This is a genomic window from Bradyrhizobium ferriligni, assembly GCF_056837965.1.
On record NZ_JBXEJO010000008.1, the window covers coordinates 86,867 to 99,801 of the forward strand.

The window sequence follows — 12,935 nt, forward strand, 5'->3', positions numbered from 1 at the left end:
AGTGGTGGGCGCGAGTGGGGCAGGGCGTGCCCTGCAAAGAGACGTTTCCGGCGCGACAACAATCGGGGGAGCTATGAGAAATGACGATGCAACTCGCTTCGTTGGGGTGGAGTTTCACCGCTTCAAAGCATTTAGGAAGTTCAATCTGTCACTTCAGCACTTCAATATCCTAGTGGGGCCGAATAACGCTGGAAAATCGACCATTCTGGCTGCGTTCCGAATCCTCGCCGCCGGCATGCGGCGGGCCTTCAGCCGACGGCCTGAGGTAATTCGCGGCCCAAGCGATATAGGAATGACTCACGGCTACAGCATCGATCTGAGTAGCATTTCGATAGCCGAGGAGAATCTCTTCTACAATTACGATGACTCCGAGTCAGCTACCATTCGGTTCAAACTATCAAATTCCAATACATTGATACTCTACTTTCCCGAGCAAGGAGTTTGTTATTTGATCGCTCAGTCGGGCGGAAAATCGCAGTTTACGCCCAGTACGTTTAGATCGCCCTTCAACTGTAGAATTGGCTTTGTGCCGATCCTTGGCCCGTTAGAACACAACGAAAACCTGTTTGAGCAAGAAGCTGCGCGGCTCGCCCTGTTCAATTATCGCGCAGCGCGAAACTTTCGAAATATTTGGTACCATTTTCCTGAAAAGTTCGACGAATTTCGCTCAGCTCTCGTTCGGACGTGGCCAGGAATGGACATAGAGCGCCCGGTCGTCGAGACCACGCACGGAAAACCGCGTCTCCACATGTTTTGCCCCGAGGAGCGAATTCCACGAGAAATTTTCTGGGCTGGCTTCGGATTTCAGGTTTGGTGTCAGATGTTGACCCATATCGTGCAGTCGCGGGATACCGCGTTGTTCTTAATTGATGAGCCGGACATCTACCTCCATTCGGAGTTGCAGCGACAGTTGATCGAGCTTCTCAGAGACATGGGGCCCGACATCTTGATCGCTACTCATTCGACCGAGATCATCACTGAAGCCGAAATCGACGACATTGTGTTGATCAACAAGCAACGGAGAACGGGACGCAGAATCAAACAGCCAGGTCAGCTGGAGGAAGTGTTCTCGATATTGGGTTCGAACTTGAATCCGATCTTGACACAGCTTGCCAAGTCACGACGCGCCGTTTTCGTAGAGGGGCAGGACTTTCAACTGCTGTCGAAGTTCGCTCTGAAGCTTGAATACGTAAACGTTGGCAACAGAACGCAGTTCGCAGTTATTCCTGTCGAAGGTTTCAATCCAGAAAGAATTCGAAGCCTCAAGATCGGAATGGAGACCACACTAGGGCGCAAGATACTCGCTGCCGCAATTCTCGACAAGGATTATCGAAGTCAGGTTGAGCGAGAGTCTATCACGTTGGAATGTGAGAAATTTTGTTCGGTCGTGCACATCCATCATCGGAAAGAAATTGAGAACTTTGTGCTTGTTCCGGCAGCCATTGATCGTGCGGCCGAGCGAAAAGCTGCTGATCAGGCGCGGAGGTCCGGCAAAGTCGGGCGAACAAAATTCGAGCCATTCGCGGCGGAGTTTCTGGACGATTTCGCTCGTCAAAAGAAGGCCTACGTCCAGGCTCAGTACCTTACTGCTCGTCGAAACTTCGAGAGGCACCGGTCTTCCGGCGTAAACGAAGCTACGTTCAGCGAAGCGATAATAACTGAATTTGAAGAATTGTGGGGCTCGCAAGACAATCGACTAGCCGTCATCCCTGGCAAGGAAGCCCTCAGCGCGATGAACGCACACTTGCAAGATCAGTTTGGGATCAATCTGACAGCAACGTCGATTGTGGACGCGATGGCTGTTCATGAGATACCGGTAGAAATGAAGTTATTGCTTGCCGATCTAGGGCTCTTTGCTTCATCGCAAGTCACCGTAGAGTCGGACGACTGATCGAGATTCGGGAGCGGGGCATGCTCTTTCGGAGCGCACTGGTAGCGACGAGCCGCCGCTTAGAAGGCGAGCCAGTTCGGTTCGCGCCGCCAGACGCGTTTGCGGAGCCGGACCCGGCCTATTGCCTCAAGTCCGAAACGTCCTCTGTTCCATCATTATTGTTGGAAGTAAGCGCTAGACGAGCGGTTGGCGCCTGGAACCGGGTCCCCGGGCGGGCCGTCCGGCCGGCTGGCAATCCCCGCCATCCCCACCATATCTGGCATAATTGACCGGCAGGGACCGCAACCGCTTGGCCAATTTGGGGCGATGTGATAACGCTCTGAAACCAGCTTCGACCGCCACTCGTGACCGTCCGCATCCTGCCTAAAGGCTTGCGGCGGTGGAGATATTTCGCCGATGACCTCATCCACCAAGACCGCTTCCGCGCCCGATTCCTTCTTCACCGCGACCCTCGCCGAGGCCGATCCCGAGATCGCCGCCGCGATCAAGGGCGAGCTCGGCCGGCAGCGTCATGAGATCGAGCTGATCGCCTCCGAAAACATCGTCAGCCGCGCCGTGCTGGAGGCGCAGGGCTCGGTGATGACCAACAAATACGCGGAGGGTTATCCGGGTGCGCGCTACTACGGCGGTTGCGAGTGGGTCGACGTCGCCGAGACGCTGGCGATCGAGCGCGCCAAGAAGCTGTTCGGCGCCGGCTTCGCCAACGTCCAGCCGAACTCCGGCAGCCAGATGAACCAGGCGGCGTTTCTGGCTCTGCTGCAGCCCGGCGACACTTTCATGGGCCTCGACCTCGCGGCCGGCGGCCATCTCACCCACGGTTCGCCGGTCAACATGTCCGGCAAGTGGTTCAAGGCCGCGCACTACACCGTGCGCCGCGAGGACCAGATCATCGACATGGACGCGGTGCAGAAGCAGGCCGAGCAGGTCAAGCCGAAGCTGATCATCGCCGGCGGCTCGGCCTATTCGCGCGCCTGGGACTTCAAGCGCTTCCGCGAGATCGCGGACTCGGTCGGCGCGTATCTGTTGGTCGACATGGCGCATTTCGCGGGCCTCGTGGCCGGCGGCGTGCATGCCTCGCCGGTGCCGCACGCCCACGTCACCACCACGACGACGCACAAGTCGCTGCGCGGCCCGCGCGGCGGCCTGATCCTCACCAATGACGAGACGCTGGCCAAGAAGCTGAACTCGGCGATCTTCCCGGGCCTGCAGGGCGGTCCGCTGATGCACGTCATCGCCGCCAAGGCGGTGGCGTTCGCCGAAGCGCTGCGGCCCGACTTCAAGGTCTACGCCAAGAACGTGGTCGAGAACGCCAAGGCGCTGGCGGAGACGCTGCGCGGCCACGGCCTCGACATCGTCTCGGGCGGCACCGACAACCATCTGATGCTGGTCGACCTCAGGCCGAAGGGCCTGAAGGGCAACATCTCCGAGAAGGCGCTGGTGCGCGCTGCCATCACCTGCAACAAGAACGGCATCCCGTTCGATCCCGAAAAGCCGTTCGTCACCTCGGGCCTGCGTCTCGGCACGCCGGCGGCGACCACGCGCGGCTTCGGCGTCGCCGAGTTCAAGCAGGTCGGCGGCATGATCGCGGAAGTGCTGAACGCGCTGGCGCAGTCGCCCGACGGCAAGGCGCCGCTGGCCGAGGCCGCGATCAAGGAGCGCGTCAAGGCGCTGACCGATCGCTTCCCGATCTATCAGTAAGGCCCGTTCGTTTTTTTGAGCATGATCTCTTCGGAAAACCGCTTCGCACTTTTCCGGATCATGCTCGTGTAGAGGTCCCGTCGGATGCGCTGCCCGAGCTGCAATTCTCTCGATACGCAGGTCAAGGACTCGCGTCCGACCGAGGACTCCGCGGTCATTCGCAGGCGTCGCGTCTGCATGGCCTGCAACTTCCGCTTCACGACCTTCGAGCGGGTGCAGTTGCGCGAGCTGACCGTCATCAAGCGCAACGGCCGCCGCGTGCCGTTCGACCGCGACAAGCTGGTGCGCTCGCTGCAGATTTCCTTGCGCAAGCGCCCGGTGGAATCCGAGCGGGTGGAGAAGATGGTGTCGACCATCGTGCGCGAGCTCGAAAGCGGCGGCGAAGCCGAGGTCTCCTCGGAAGCGATCGGCGAGATCGTGATGGAGCATCTGCGCCAGCTCGACGACGTCGCCTATGTGCGCTTCGCCTCAGTCTATCGCAACTTCCGCGAGGCCAAGGACTTCGAGGCCGTGCTCGACGAGTTGACCGGCGAAGAGGACCCGCGGCTCGCGACGCTACGCAAATGATCTTCCGCATTCTGGAAGACCAGTACGCGCAGAAGGCCAAAGAAGCCAAGGAAGCGGCAAAGGCGGCCGATCTGCGCTTCATGCAACTGGCGCTGGCGCTTGGCCGGCGCGGGCTCGGGCGTACCTGGCCCAATCCGGCGGTCGGCGCCGTGATCGTCAAGGACGGCATCATCGTCGGCCGCGGCTGGACGCAAGCAGGCGGCCGGCCGCATGCCGAGGTCGAGGCGCTGCGGCGCGCAGGTGCCGCCGCGCGCGGCGCCACGCTCTACGTCACGCTCGAACCCTGCTCGCATTTCGGCCGCTCGCCGCCCTGTGCGGACGCCGTGGTTGCGGCCGGGCTCGCCCGCGTCGTCTCGGCGATCGAGGATCCCAATCCGGAAGTTGCCGGGCAGGGGCACGCCAAGCTGCGCGCCGCCGGCATCGCGGTCGATGTCGGGCTGTGTGCGGCGGAAGCTGCGCGCGACCATGCCGGACACTTTCGCCGCATCCGCGACAAGCGCCCGCATGTGATCCTCAAGCTCGCGGTGTCCGCCGACGACAAGATCGCTGCCAGCGGCCACAAGCCGGTCGCGATATCAGGCGAGGCCGCGCGGACCCGGGTGCATCTGCTGCGCGCGCAGAGCGATGCGATCCTGGTCGGCATCGGCACGGTCAAGGCAGATGATCCGCTCTTGACCTGCCGGTTGCCGGGGATGGCGGCGCGCTCGCCGGTGCGCCTGGTGCTGGACCGCGCGCTGCGGATTTCAGGCGACGGCCGCCTGGTGCATTCGGCGCGCGAGACGCCGCTCTGGGTGCTGACCTCTGACATGGCGGAGGCGCCTGCCGCTGTGAAGCTCGGCGCCGCCGGCGCGCAGGTGATCCGCATCGCCGCCAGCGCGCCTGAAGGTCTCGATCTGCCGGCCGTCTTGCATGCGCTGGCGGAGAAGGGGATATCGCGGCTGCTGGTCGAGGGCGGATCGCGCGTGGCAAATTCTTTCGTGGCAGCCGGCCTTGTCGACGAGATCTGGCTGTTGCGCGGACCTGATGCGATCGGTGCCGACGGCGTTCCCGCGCTGGACGCAATGCCGCTCGACGCAATCACGCAGTCGCCGGCCTTTCGCCTTCGTGCTAGCGAAACCCTCGGCAAAGACAGTCTCATGATCTACGAGCGTGCGTAATGTTTACCGGAATTGTCACCGATATCGGTGAAATCACCAGCCTGAAGCAGGTAGCGCAGGGGCAACTGCATCGGATGCGGATTGCCTGCGACTACGACCAGACCACGATCGCCGACGGCGCCTCGATCGCCTGCAACGGCGTCTGCCTCACCGTCGTCGCCTCCGGCACCGCCGATGGCAAGACCTGGTTCGATGTCGATGCGGCGGCCGAGACGCTCGGCATGACCACCGCCAAGCATTGGGCGCAGGGCGGCAAGCTCAACCTCGAGCGCGCGCTCAAGATCGGCGACGAACTCGGCGGTCACATCGTGGCCGGGCATGCCGACGGGATCGCGACCATCGTCAAGCGCGACGACCTGCCCGACATGGCGCGCTTCGAGCTGCGAACCAGCCGCGAACTGGCGCGTTTCATCGCGGCGAAGGGTTCGATCACGCTGGACGGCGTGTCGCTGACCGTGAATACGGTCGATGACGTGACATTTTCGGTGCTGATCATCCCCCACACGCTTGCTGTCACGACCCTGAGCGGCTGGAAGGCCGGCAGCGAGGTCAATATCGAGGTCGATCTGATGGCCCGCTACGCGGCGCGGCTGTCGGAGATGAAATAGCTTCGGCCCGGACATTGCGGCCGAGGCAGGCATCCTTATCTGCCTATTCGCTTCGGGGCGATTTCCAGTCCCGGGCCTATGCATTGCAGGCGAACCCGGCCTGAAAAATCGGGCTGATCGCGATGACATCCGGGCCAGTATTGCCCTTGGCTTTAGCCCCTGCTGCGCCTAAAACGCTGCACAACTCCTCCCCAAGTTCCGATTGGTATTGCAATGGCTGACGCGCGGCGCGCACCCCTGAAGGACCAGACCGACATTACCGGCGCACGCGTGCTGATCGTCGAGGCGCGGTTTTATGACGACATCCAGGATGCGCTGCTGGAAGGCGCGCTTGCCGAGATCAAGGCCGCAGGCGTCAGCCATGACGTGATCACGGTGCCGGGCGCGCTGGAGATTCCGGCGGCGATCGCCATCGCGATCGATGCGGCTGAAGCGAACGGCAAGCCCTATGACGCGGCGATCGCGCTCGGCTGCGTGGTGCGCGGCGACACCATCCATTTCGAAATCGTCTCGCAGGAGTCCTCGCGCGGATTGATGGATTTGGCCGTCAGCCGGAAATTCCCGCTCGGCAACGGTATCCTCACCGTCAACACCGAGGCGCAGGCTTGGGCGCGGGCGCGCGCCAGCGAGCTGAACAAGGGCGGCGACGCGGCGCGCGCGGCGCTGGCGATGCTGCGGATCAAACGCCGCCTGGCAAAGGCCTGACCATGGCTGACAACAAGAAGCCCGCGAAAGCTCCCGACAGAAAAGCCAACCGCCGCGGCGCGGCACGGCTCGCGGCAGTGCAGGCGCTCTACCAGATGGACATTGGCGGCGCCGGTATCAACGACATCTTCGCCGAGTTCGAGAGCCACTGGCTCGGCAACGAGGTCGAAGGCGAGAAATACCTGCCGGCAGAAGCCGCGTTTTTCCGCGACGTGGTCTCCGGCGTGGTGCGCGACCAGGCCAAGCTCGATCCGCTGATCGACGAGGCGCTGTCGAAGGGCTGGCCGCTGAAGCGGATCGACGCCATCCTGCGCGCGGTGCTGCGGGCAGGGTCCTACGAGCTGGAGCATCGCAAGGACGTGCCGGGCCGGGTGGTGGTCTCCGAATATGTCGACGTCGCGCACGCCTTCGTCGAGAAGGACGAAACCGGCATGGTCAACGCCGTGCTCGACCAGATCGCGCGCCAGTTCCGCGGCGACGAGTTTGTGCGGAGCTGAGTGGAGACATATGATCGCTTGACCGTCACCCTGAGGAGGCCGCGCAGCGGCCGTCTCGAAGGGCGGCGGCCCGGCTGGGGCCGTGCATCCTTCGAGGCTCGCTCCGCTCGCACCTCAGGATGACGGGGCTGCTATCGTGACGCAGAGCGACAAACCGATATCCGGCGAAGACTCCCTGATCGCGCGCTATTTCAAGCCGCTCGCGACCGATCCGGGTGCGTTCGGGCTCGACGATGACGCCGCCGCGCTGAGGGCTGATGGCGAGGACATCGTGGTCACCACGGACGCCATCGTCGAGGGCGTGCACTTCCTTCTCGACGATCCGCCCGACACGCTGGCGCGCAAGGCGCTGCGGGTGAACCTCTCCGACATCGCCGCCAAGGGCGCGGTGCCGGCAGGCTTCGTGCTGACGCTGGCGCTGCGCGGCGCCGAGGAGGCCTGGCTGAAGCCGTTTGCCCGGGCGCTCGGCGAGGACGCCGCGCATTTCGGCTGCCCGCTGTTCGGTGGCGACACGGTCTCGACACCGGGGCCGCTGATGATCTCGATCACCGCGTTCGGCCGGGTGCCGCAGGGCACGATGGTGCATCGCGCGGGGGCTCAGGCGGGCGATCGTGTGTTCGTCACCGGCACAATCGGAGACGCCGCGCTCGGCCTCGATGTACTCCGGGGTGGCCCGGTCGCCGCGGCTCTGGCGGACGATGTCGTCGGGCGGGATTTTCTTGCCGCCCGTTACCGCGTTCCGCAGCCGCGCAATTCCTTGGCCAAGGCCGTCCGCACCCACGCCAGCGCCGCGATGGATGTGTCCGACGGTCTTGCCGGCGATCTGGCCAAGCTTTGCGCAGCCAGTGGTGTGGCGGCCGTGATCAATGTGCCGAGTGTGCCGTTGTCGTCTGCAGCCGCAGGGCTGCTCGCGCGCAAGGCGATTGATATCGAGACGTTGGTGGCCGGCGGTGATGATTACGAGCTCTTGTGCGCGGTCCCGAGCGATCATGTCGACGCGTTTCTGCGGGACGCACGGCAGGCCAAGGTCGCGGTAACCGCAATCGGCGGCCTGATTGCAGGCTCGTCGCCACCAAGCCTCCTTGACGGGCAGGGTCGGGAACTGAAGTTGAAGCGGCTGTCCTACAGCCATTTCTAGAGCGTTTTCGAGCGCAGCGGGCACCGGTTCGCGTTAGGAAACGCGTCGGAACGCAACGAGCGCGAGACTTCCCGCGCCTGATGGCGCCGATTTTCCTTCTAAATAGCTGCCGATATCGGCGTTTTCGGCCACAGGTGGCGTTGCACACCGGTAACGATTTTGGCAAGGTCGCGCCCGATTTGAGGCAATCCGTTTTTGGGGAGGATTGTCCTCGCAAAATAAGCGCCTGCCGCCCCCTAGCGGCACAAGAAGGCGCGGGGGTTACATCAAGGATCTGAGGCAACATGACAGCTTTATGGTTGATTGTGCTCTGCGGGGCGCTTTCCATCGTCTACGCGATCTGGGCGACGCAGTCGGTCTTGAACGCGGATGCGGGCAATGCCCGCATGCAGGAAATCGCGGCCGCGGTGCGCGAGGGCGCACAGGCCTATCTGCGGCGGCAGTACACTACGATCGGCATGGTCGGTATCGTGATCTTCGTTGTGCTGGCCTACTTCCTGGGCCTGCTCGTGGCGATCGGCTTTGCGATCGGCGCCATCCTGTCGGGGGCTGCCGGCTTCATCGGCATGAACGTCTCGGTGCGCGCCAACGTCCGCACCGCGCAGGCGGCAACCACCTCGCTCGCCGGCGGCCTCGAGCTCGCCTTCAAGGCGGGCGCGATCACCGGCATGCTGGTTGCCGGTCTCGCGCTGCTCGGCGTCACCATCTACTTTATGGTGCTGGTCAAGTTCATGGGTCTGGAAGCGGGCAGCCGCACCGTGGTCGACGCCATGGTGGCGCTCGGCTTCGGCGCCTCGCTGATCTCGATCTTCGCCCGTCTCGGCGGCGGCATCTTCACCAAGGGTGCGGACGTCGGCGGCGACCTCGTCGGCAAGGTCGAGGCCGGCATCCCCGAGGACGATCCGCGTAACCCGGCCACCATCGCCGACAACGTCGGCGACAACGTCGGCGACTGCGCCGGCATGGCGGCGGACCTGTTCGAGACCTATGCGGTGACCGCGGTCGCCACCATGGTGCTCGCGGCGATCTTCTTCGCCAAGACGCCGATCCTGGTGAACATGATGACGCTGCCGCTCGCGATCGGCGGTATCTGCATCATCACCTCGATCGTCGGCACCTTCTTCGTCAAGCTCGGTGCCAGCCAGTCCATCATGGGCGCCCTCTACAAGGGCCTGATCGCCACCGGCATCCTGTCGCTGGTCGGCGTCGCGCTCGTGATCAATTGGCTGGTCGGCTTCGGCAAGCTCGACGGCGTCGACTATACCGGCATGGCGCTGTTCTGGTGCGGCGTGGTCGGTCTCGTCGTCACCGGCCTGATCATCTGGATCACCGAATACTACACCGGCACCGACTATCGCCCGGTGAAGTCGATCGCCTCGGCCTCGGTCACCGGTCACGGCACCAACGTGATTCAGGGTCTTGCGGTCTCGATGGAAGCGACCGCGCTGCCCGCGATCGTGATCATCGCCGGCATCCTGGTCACCTACAGCCTGGCCGGCCTGTTCGGCATCGCGATCGCGACCGCCACCATGCTGGCGCTGGCCGGCATGATCGTCGCGCTCGACGCCTTCGGCCCCGTCACCGACAACGCCGGCGGCATTGCCGAGATGGCGGGACTGCCCAAGGAAGTGCGCAAGTCGACCGACGCGCTCGACGCGGTCGGCAATACCACCAAGGCGGTGACCAAGGGCTACGCGATCGGCTCCGCCGGTCTCGGTGCGCTGGTGCTGTTTGCGGCCTATAACCAGGACCTCAAATTCTTCATCAGCGACGCCAACGCCCATGCCTACTTCAAGGGCGTCAACCCGGACTTCTCCCTGAACAATCCTTACGTCGTGGTCGGCCTGCTGTTCGGCGGCCTGCTGCCGTATCTGTTCGGTGCGATGGGCATGACCGCGGTCGGTCGCGCCGCCGGTGCGATCGTCGAGGAAGTGCGCCGTCAGTTCCGCGAAAAGCCCGGCATCATGCAGGGCACCGACAAGCCGGACTACGGCAAGGCGGTCGACCTGCTGACCCGGGCGGCGATCAAGGAGATGATCATCCCGTCGCTGCTGCCGGTGCTGTCGCCGATCGTGGTCTACTTCCTGATCTACGCGATCGCGGGCGGCGGCGCAGCCGGCAAGTCGGCGGCCTTCTCCGCGGTCGGTGCCATGCTGCTCGGCGTCATCGTCACCGGTCTGTTCGTCGCGATCTCGATGACCTCGGGCGGCGGCGCATGGGACAACGCCAAGAAGTACATCGAGGACGGCCACTACGGCGGCAAGGGCTCTGACGCCCACAAGTCCGCGGTGACCGGCGACACCGTCGGCGATCCCTACAAGGACACGGCGGGCCCAGCGGTGAACCCGATGATCAAGATCACCAACATCGTGGCGCTGCTGCTGCTGGCGATCCTGGCGCACTGAGCGGCGCGACACGACTGAAGCGCAAAATCCCGCGGTGCGAGCCGCGGGATTTTTATTTCTGCATGGCTTCGTTCGGCGTGCTTACCGAACTGATCGACTTTCAACGATATCCGCCGAGAACCAGACGCGAACAACACGGAGATCAATCGATGTCACTCTCATCCGCACGGAACTACGCGCTCCGCGCTTCCAAATCACAGGATCAGAAGGAGGCCATCGAGCTGCTGTCGAAGGCGATCATGGAACTGGCGATGTCGATTGAAGCAACCGACGCCAAGGTCAAGAAGATCAACAAGTCGTCGTAGCGTTGGCCGCAACCGCTATGGCGGACGCGGTCGGCCGATCCGCCCGACAGCTCGGCAGTCGTCATCCCCGCGCAAAGGCTTCGCCTTTGTCGCTGGAGGTGCGAGCCTTGCGGCGCAATTGCGCCGCTGGGCGAGCCTCGAAGGATGAGAGGCGGTGCATGCGGCCATCCTTCGAGACGCCGCGCAAGCGCGCGGCTCCTCCAGCGACAAAGGCGAAGCCTTTGCGCGGGGATGACGCCGAGTACGCGGCGCGAGCCTTGTTCGGAGGCTATTTCACCTCCATCTGCAAGCCTTCCTTCTCGATGATCGCGGCGAACTTCTTCGTCTCGGCATCGACGAAGTCGGAGAATTGCTGGGGCGTGCCGTAGTCGGCGCGCGCGCCCATGCCGGCGATGTTCTTCTTGACGTCGTCGCGCTCCAGCATCGCCTTGACCTGGCGGTTCAGTTCGTCGAGCACCGGGGCGGGCGCGGTCTTCGGCAGGAAGACGCCGAACCAGGACGAGACGTCGAACTTTGCCAGTTCCGGCGCGCCCTCGCGCATCGTCGGCAGGTTCGGTGCGGAATCGCTGCGCTCCGGCGTGGTGACACAGAGGCCGTTGAGCTTGCCGTCCTGCACCTGCGGCAGTGACGGATAGAGATTGTCGAACAGGATCTGGATGTCGCCGGCGAGCCCCGCCTGCAATGCGGGACCGGCGCCGCGGAACGGCACATGCGTCATCTTCAGCCCGGTGAGTTGCAGGAACCAGGCGCCGGTGAGGTGAGGGCTCTGTCCGGTGCCGGACGAGCCGTAGGTGAGCTTGTCCGGGTTCTTCTTCAGGAAGGCAATCAATTCGGGGATCGATTTGAGGCCGGTCGACGGATGCGCCGACACGATGTTCGGGATCCGGATCATGTTGGAGACCGGCTGCAACTGGTCGGCCTTGTAGGTCAGGTTGCGAAAGATGCTGTAGGCGATCGCGTTGGGGCCGGGATTGCCGATCAGGATGGTGTGGCCGTCGCCCTTGGCGCGCGCGACCTCGGATGTGCCGATGGTGCCGCCGGCGCCGGAGCGATTCTCCACCACCACCGACTGGCCCCAGAGCGGCTGCAAATGCGCCGCGAGCAGCCGCCCCATCACGTCGGTCGAGCCGCCGGCTGCCGCCGGCACGATGATGCGGACGGTCTCGGTCGGCCGCCAGTCGCCGGCGCCGAGGCTTGTGCGCGGCAGGATCGACGCGGCCGTCATTGCGGCTGTGCCCGACAATACCGTACGACGGGAAAATCTCTTGGCTCTCATGCGTTTACCCCCTGCTCAGACTCTTGTTTGCGAGCAAACTAGGGGACCGCTTGCCCCTCGGGCAAGCGACAACTTGGCGCAGCGGCTCATGCTCTGGACTCCGGTTTGACGCGTTTTCTCACGCGAACCGGAGTCCACTTCGCTCTAGTTGAAGCTCAGCAGCTTGAAGAGCGGTGTCAGGTAGGACATTTCCTGGCCCGACGTCGGCGTGGACCGGCTGACGAAGTCGAAGATCTTGCCGTCCTTCAGGCCGTAATTGGCGAGCCGGCGCACCTGCCGGTTCTTGTCGAAATAGACCGCGATCACGCGCTGGTCGATCACCCGCTGATTCATGAAGGCGACCGGGCGGGAGGTCCGTTGCGAGATGTAATAAAACACCTCGCCGTCCAGCGTTGCGACCGTCGAGGGCGTGCCGAGGACGATGAGCACCTGGTCCTGGCTCGCGCCGATCGGGATCTGCTCGAGCGCCCCTTCGGGCAGGATGTAGCCCTTCTGGAATTGTTCGCCGGCGCAGCCGCCGAGTGCGGCGCAGACGAGGCCAATCGCCGCGACGGCGCGGAGACGCGAAAAGAACCCGCGCGCGGAAGCGGCGCGAGACTGTCGTGAAAGAGTGTGGTTCATCGGCGGAACTGATCCGTCCCCTTGCATCGGCCGAGGCATTGACGTACCGGGCAGCTCAATGGATTGC

The 12,935-nt window shown here is 63.6% G+C and carries 12 protein-coding genes; 10 read left to right on the forward strand and 2 right to left on the reverse strand.

The window, feature by feature from the left end; genetic code table 11:
* Window positions 1-73 precede the first annotated feature (73 nt).
* The 10 genes from AC1VNY_RS06590 (at window position 74) to AC1VNY_RS06635 (ending at window position 10,971) form a co-directional block, all read left to right on the forward strand.
* Entirely contained in the window at window positions 74-1,891 is a 1,818-nt protein-coding gene (locus tag AC1VNY_RS06590; protein WP_482404567.1) for an AAA family ATPase, read from the forward strand.
* Window positions 1,892-2,287: 396 nt separating this feature from the next.
* Window positions 2,288-3,589, forward strand: a complete 1,302-nt coding sequence (gene glyA, locus AC1VNY_RS06595; RefSeq protein ID WP_482404568.1) for a serine hydroxymethyltransferase — start codon at window positions 2,288-2,290, stop codon at window positions 3,587-3,589.
* A gap of 84 nt (window positions 3,590-3,673) precedes the next feature.
* A complete protein-coding gene (nrdR, locus tag AC1VNY_RS06600; RefSeq protein WP_016844999.1) occupies window positions 3,674-4,156 on the forward strand; it encodes a transcriptional regulator NrdR in 483 nt (160 codons plus the stop codon).
* Entirely contained in the window at window positions 4,153-5,313 is a 1,161-nt protein-coding gene (gene ribD / locus AC1VNY_RS06605) for a bifunctional diaminohydroxyphosphoribosylaminopyrimidine deaminase/5-amino-6-(5-phosphoribosylamino)uracil reductase RibD (RefSeq protein ID WP_482404569.1), read from the forward strand. The genes nrdR and ribD overlap by 4 nt, the downstream gene beginning before the upstream one ends.
* A complete protein-coding gene (locus AC1VNY_RS06610) occupies window positions 5,313-5,921 on the forward strand; it encodes a riboflavin synthase (protein WP_304495613.1) in 609 nt (202 codons plus the stop codon). Before ribD ends, AC1VNY_RS06610 begins: the two co-directional genes overlap by 1 nt.
* Window positions 5,922-6,134: 213 nt before the next feature.
* On the forward strand, window positions 6,135-6,626 hold the full coding sequence (gene ribH / locus AC1VNY_RS06615; protein ID WP_482404570.1) for a 6,7-dimethyl-8-ribityllumazine synthase: 492 nt from the start codon (window positions 6,135-6,137) through the stop codon (window positions 6,624-6,626).
* Window positions 6,627-6,628: 2 nt separating this feature from the next.
* Window positions 6,629-7,123, forward strand: coding sequence for a transcription antitermination factor NusB (gene nusB, locus AC1VNY_RS06620; protein WP_038385411.1), 495 nt, complete (start codon window positions 6,629-6,631; stop codon window positions 7,121-7,123).
* A 136-nt stretch (window positions 7,124-7,259) separates the two neighbouring features.
* On the forward strand, window positions 7,260-8,261 hold the full coding sequence (gene thiL / locus AC1VNY_RS06625; protein ID WP_482404571.1) for a thiamine-phosphate kinase: 1,002 nt from the start codon (window positions 7,260-7,262) through the stop codon (window positions 8,259-8,261).
* Between the two features lie 284 nt (window positions 8,262-8,545).
* Complete coding sequence (locus AC1VNY_RS06630; protein ID WP_482404572.1) at window positions 8,546-10,666, forward strand: sodium-translocating pyrophosphatase; 2,121 nt, start codon at window positions 8,546-8,548, stop codon at window positions 10,664-10,666.
* A gap of 149 nt (window positions 10,667-10,815) precedes the next feature.
* Complete coding sequence (locus AC1VNY_RS06635; RefSeq protein WP_167350400.1) at window positions 10,816-10,971, forward strand: hypothetical protein; 156 nt, start codon at window positions 10,816-10,818, stop codon at window positions 10,969-10,971.
* A 268-nt stretch (window positions 10,972-11,239) separates the two neighbouring features.
* Here the strand turns inward: AC1VNY_RS06635 and AC1VNY_RS06640 are convergent, their stop codons facing one another.
* Both AC1VNY_RS06640 and AC1VNY_RS06645 read right to left on the reverse strand, forming a co-directional pair.
* Entirely contained in the window at window positions 11,240-12,247 is a 1,008-nt protein-coding gene (locus tag AC1VNY_RS06640; protein WP_482404573.1) for a Bug family tripartite tricarboxylate transporter substrate binding protein, read from the reverse strand.
* Between the two features lie 144 nt (window positions 12,248-12,391).
* Window positions 12,392-12,868, reverse strand: coding sequence for an outer membrane protein assembly factor BamE (locus tag AC1VNY_RS06645; protein WP_018271914.1), 477 nt, complete (start codon window positions 12,866-12,868; stop codon window positions 12,392-12,394).
* Window positions 12,869-12,935: the final 67 nt, after the last annotated feature.

Coding starts and splice junctions, on each gene's coding strand:
- nusB (WP_038385411.1), top strand. CDS start 6,629: ATGGCTGACAACAAGAAGCCCGCGAAAGCTCCCGACAGAAAAGCCAAC.
- AC1VNY_RS06640 (WP_482404573.1), bottom strand. CDS start 12,247: ATGAGAGCCAAGAGATTTTCCCGTCGTACGGTATTGTCGGGCACAGCC.
- AC1VNY_RS06590 (WP_482404567.1), top strand. CDS start 74: ATGAGAAATGACGATGCAACTCGCTTCGTTGGGGTGGAGTTTCACCGC.
- AC1VNY_RS06635 (WP_167350400.1), top strand. CDS start 10,816: ATGTCACTCTCATCCGCACGGAACTACGCGCTCCGCGCTTCCAAATCA.
- nrdR (WP_016844999.1), top strand. CDS start 3,674: ATGCGCTGCCCGAGCTGCAATTCTCTCGATACGCAGGTCAAGGACTCG.
- AC1VNY_RS06630 (WP_482404572.1), top strand. CDS start 8,546: ATGACAGCTTTATGGTTGATTGTGCTCTGCGGGGCGCTTTCCATCGTC.
- AC1VNY_RS06610 (WP_304495613.1), top strand. CDS start 5,313: ATGTTTACCGGAATTGTCACCGATATCGGTGAAATCACCAGCCTGAAG.
- ribD (WP_482404569.1), top strand. CDS start 4,153: ATGATCTTCCGCATTCTGGAAGACCAGTACGCGCAGAAGGCCAAAGAA.
- glyA (WP_482404568.1), top strand. CDS start 2,288: ATGACCTCATCCACCAAGACCGCTTCCGCGCCCGATTCCTTCTTCACC.
- ribH (WP_482404570.1), top strand. CDS start 6,135: ATGGCTGACGCGCGGCGCGCACCCCTGAAGGACCAGACCGACATTACC.
- AC1VNY_RS06645 (WP_018271914.1), bottom strand. CDS start 12,868: ATGAACCACACTCTTTCACGACAGTCTCGCGCCGCTTCCGCGCGCGGG.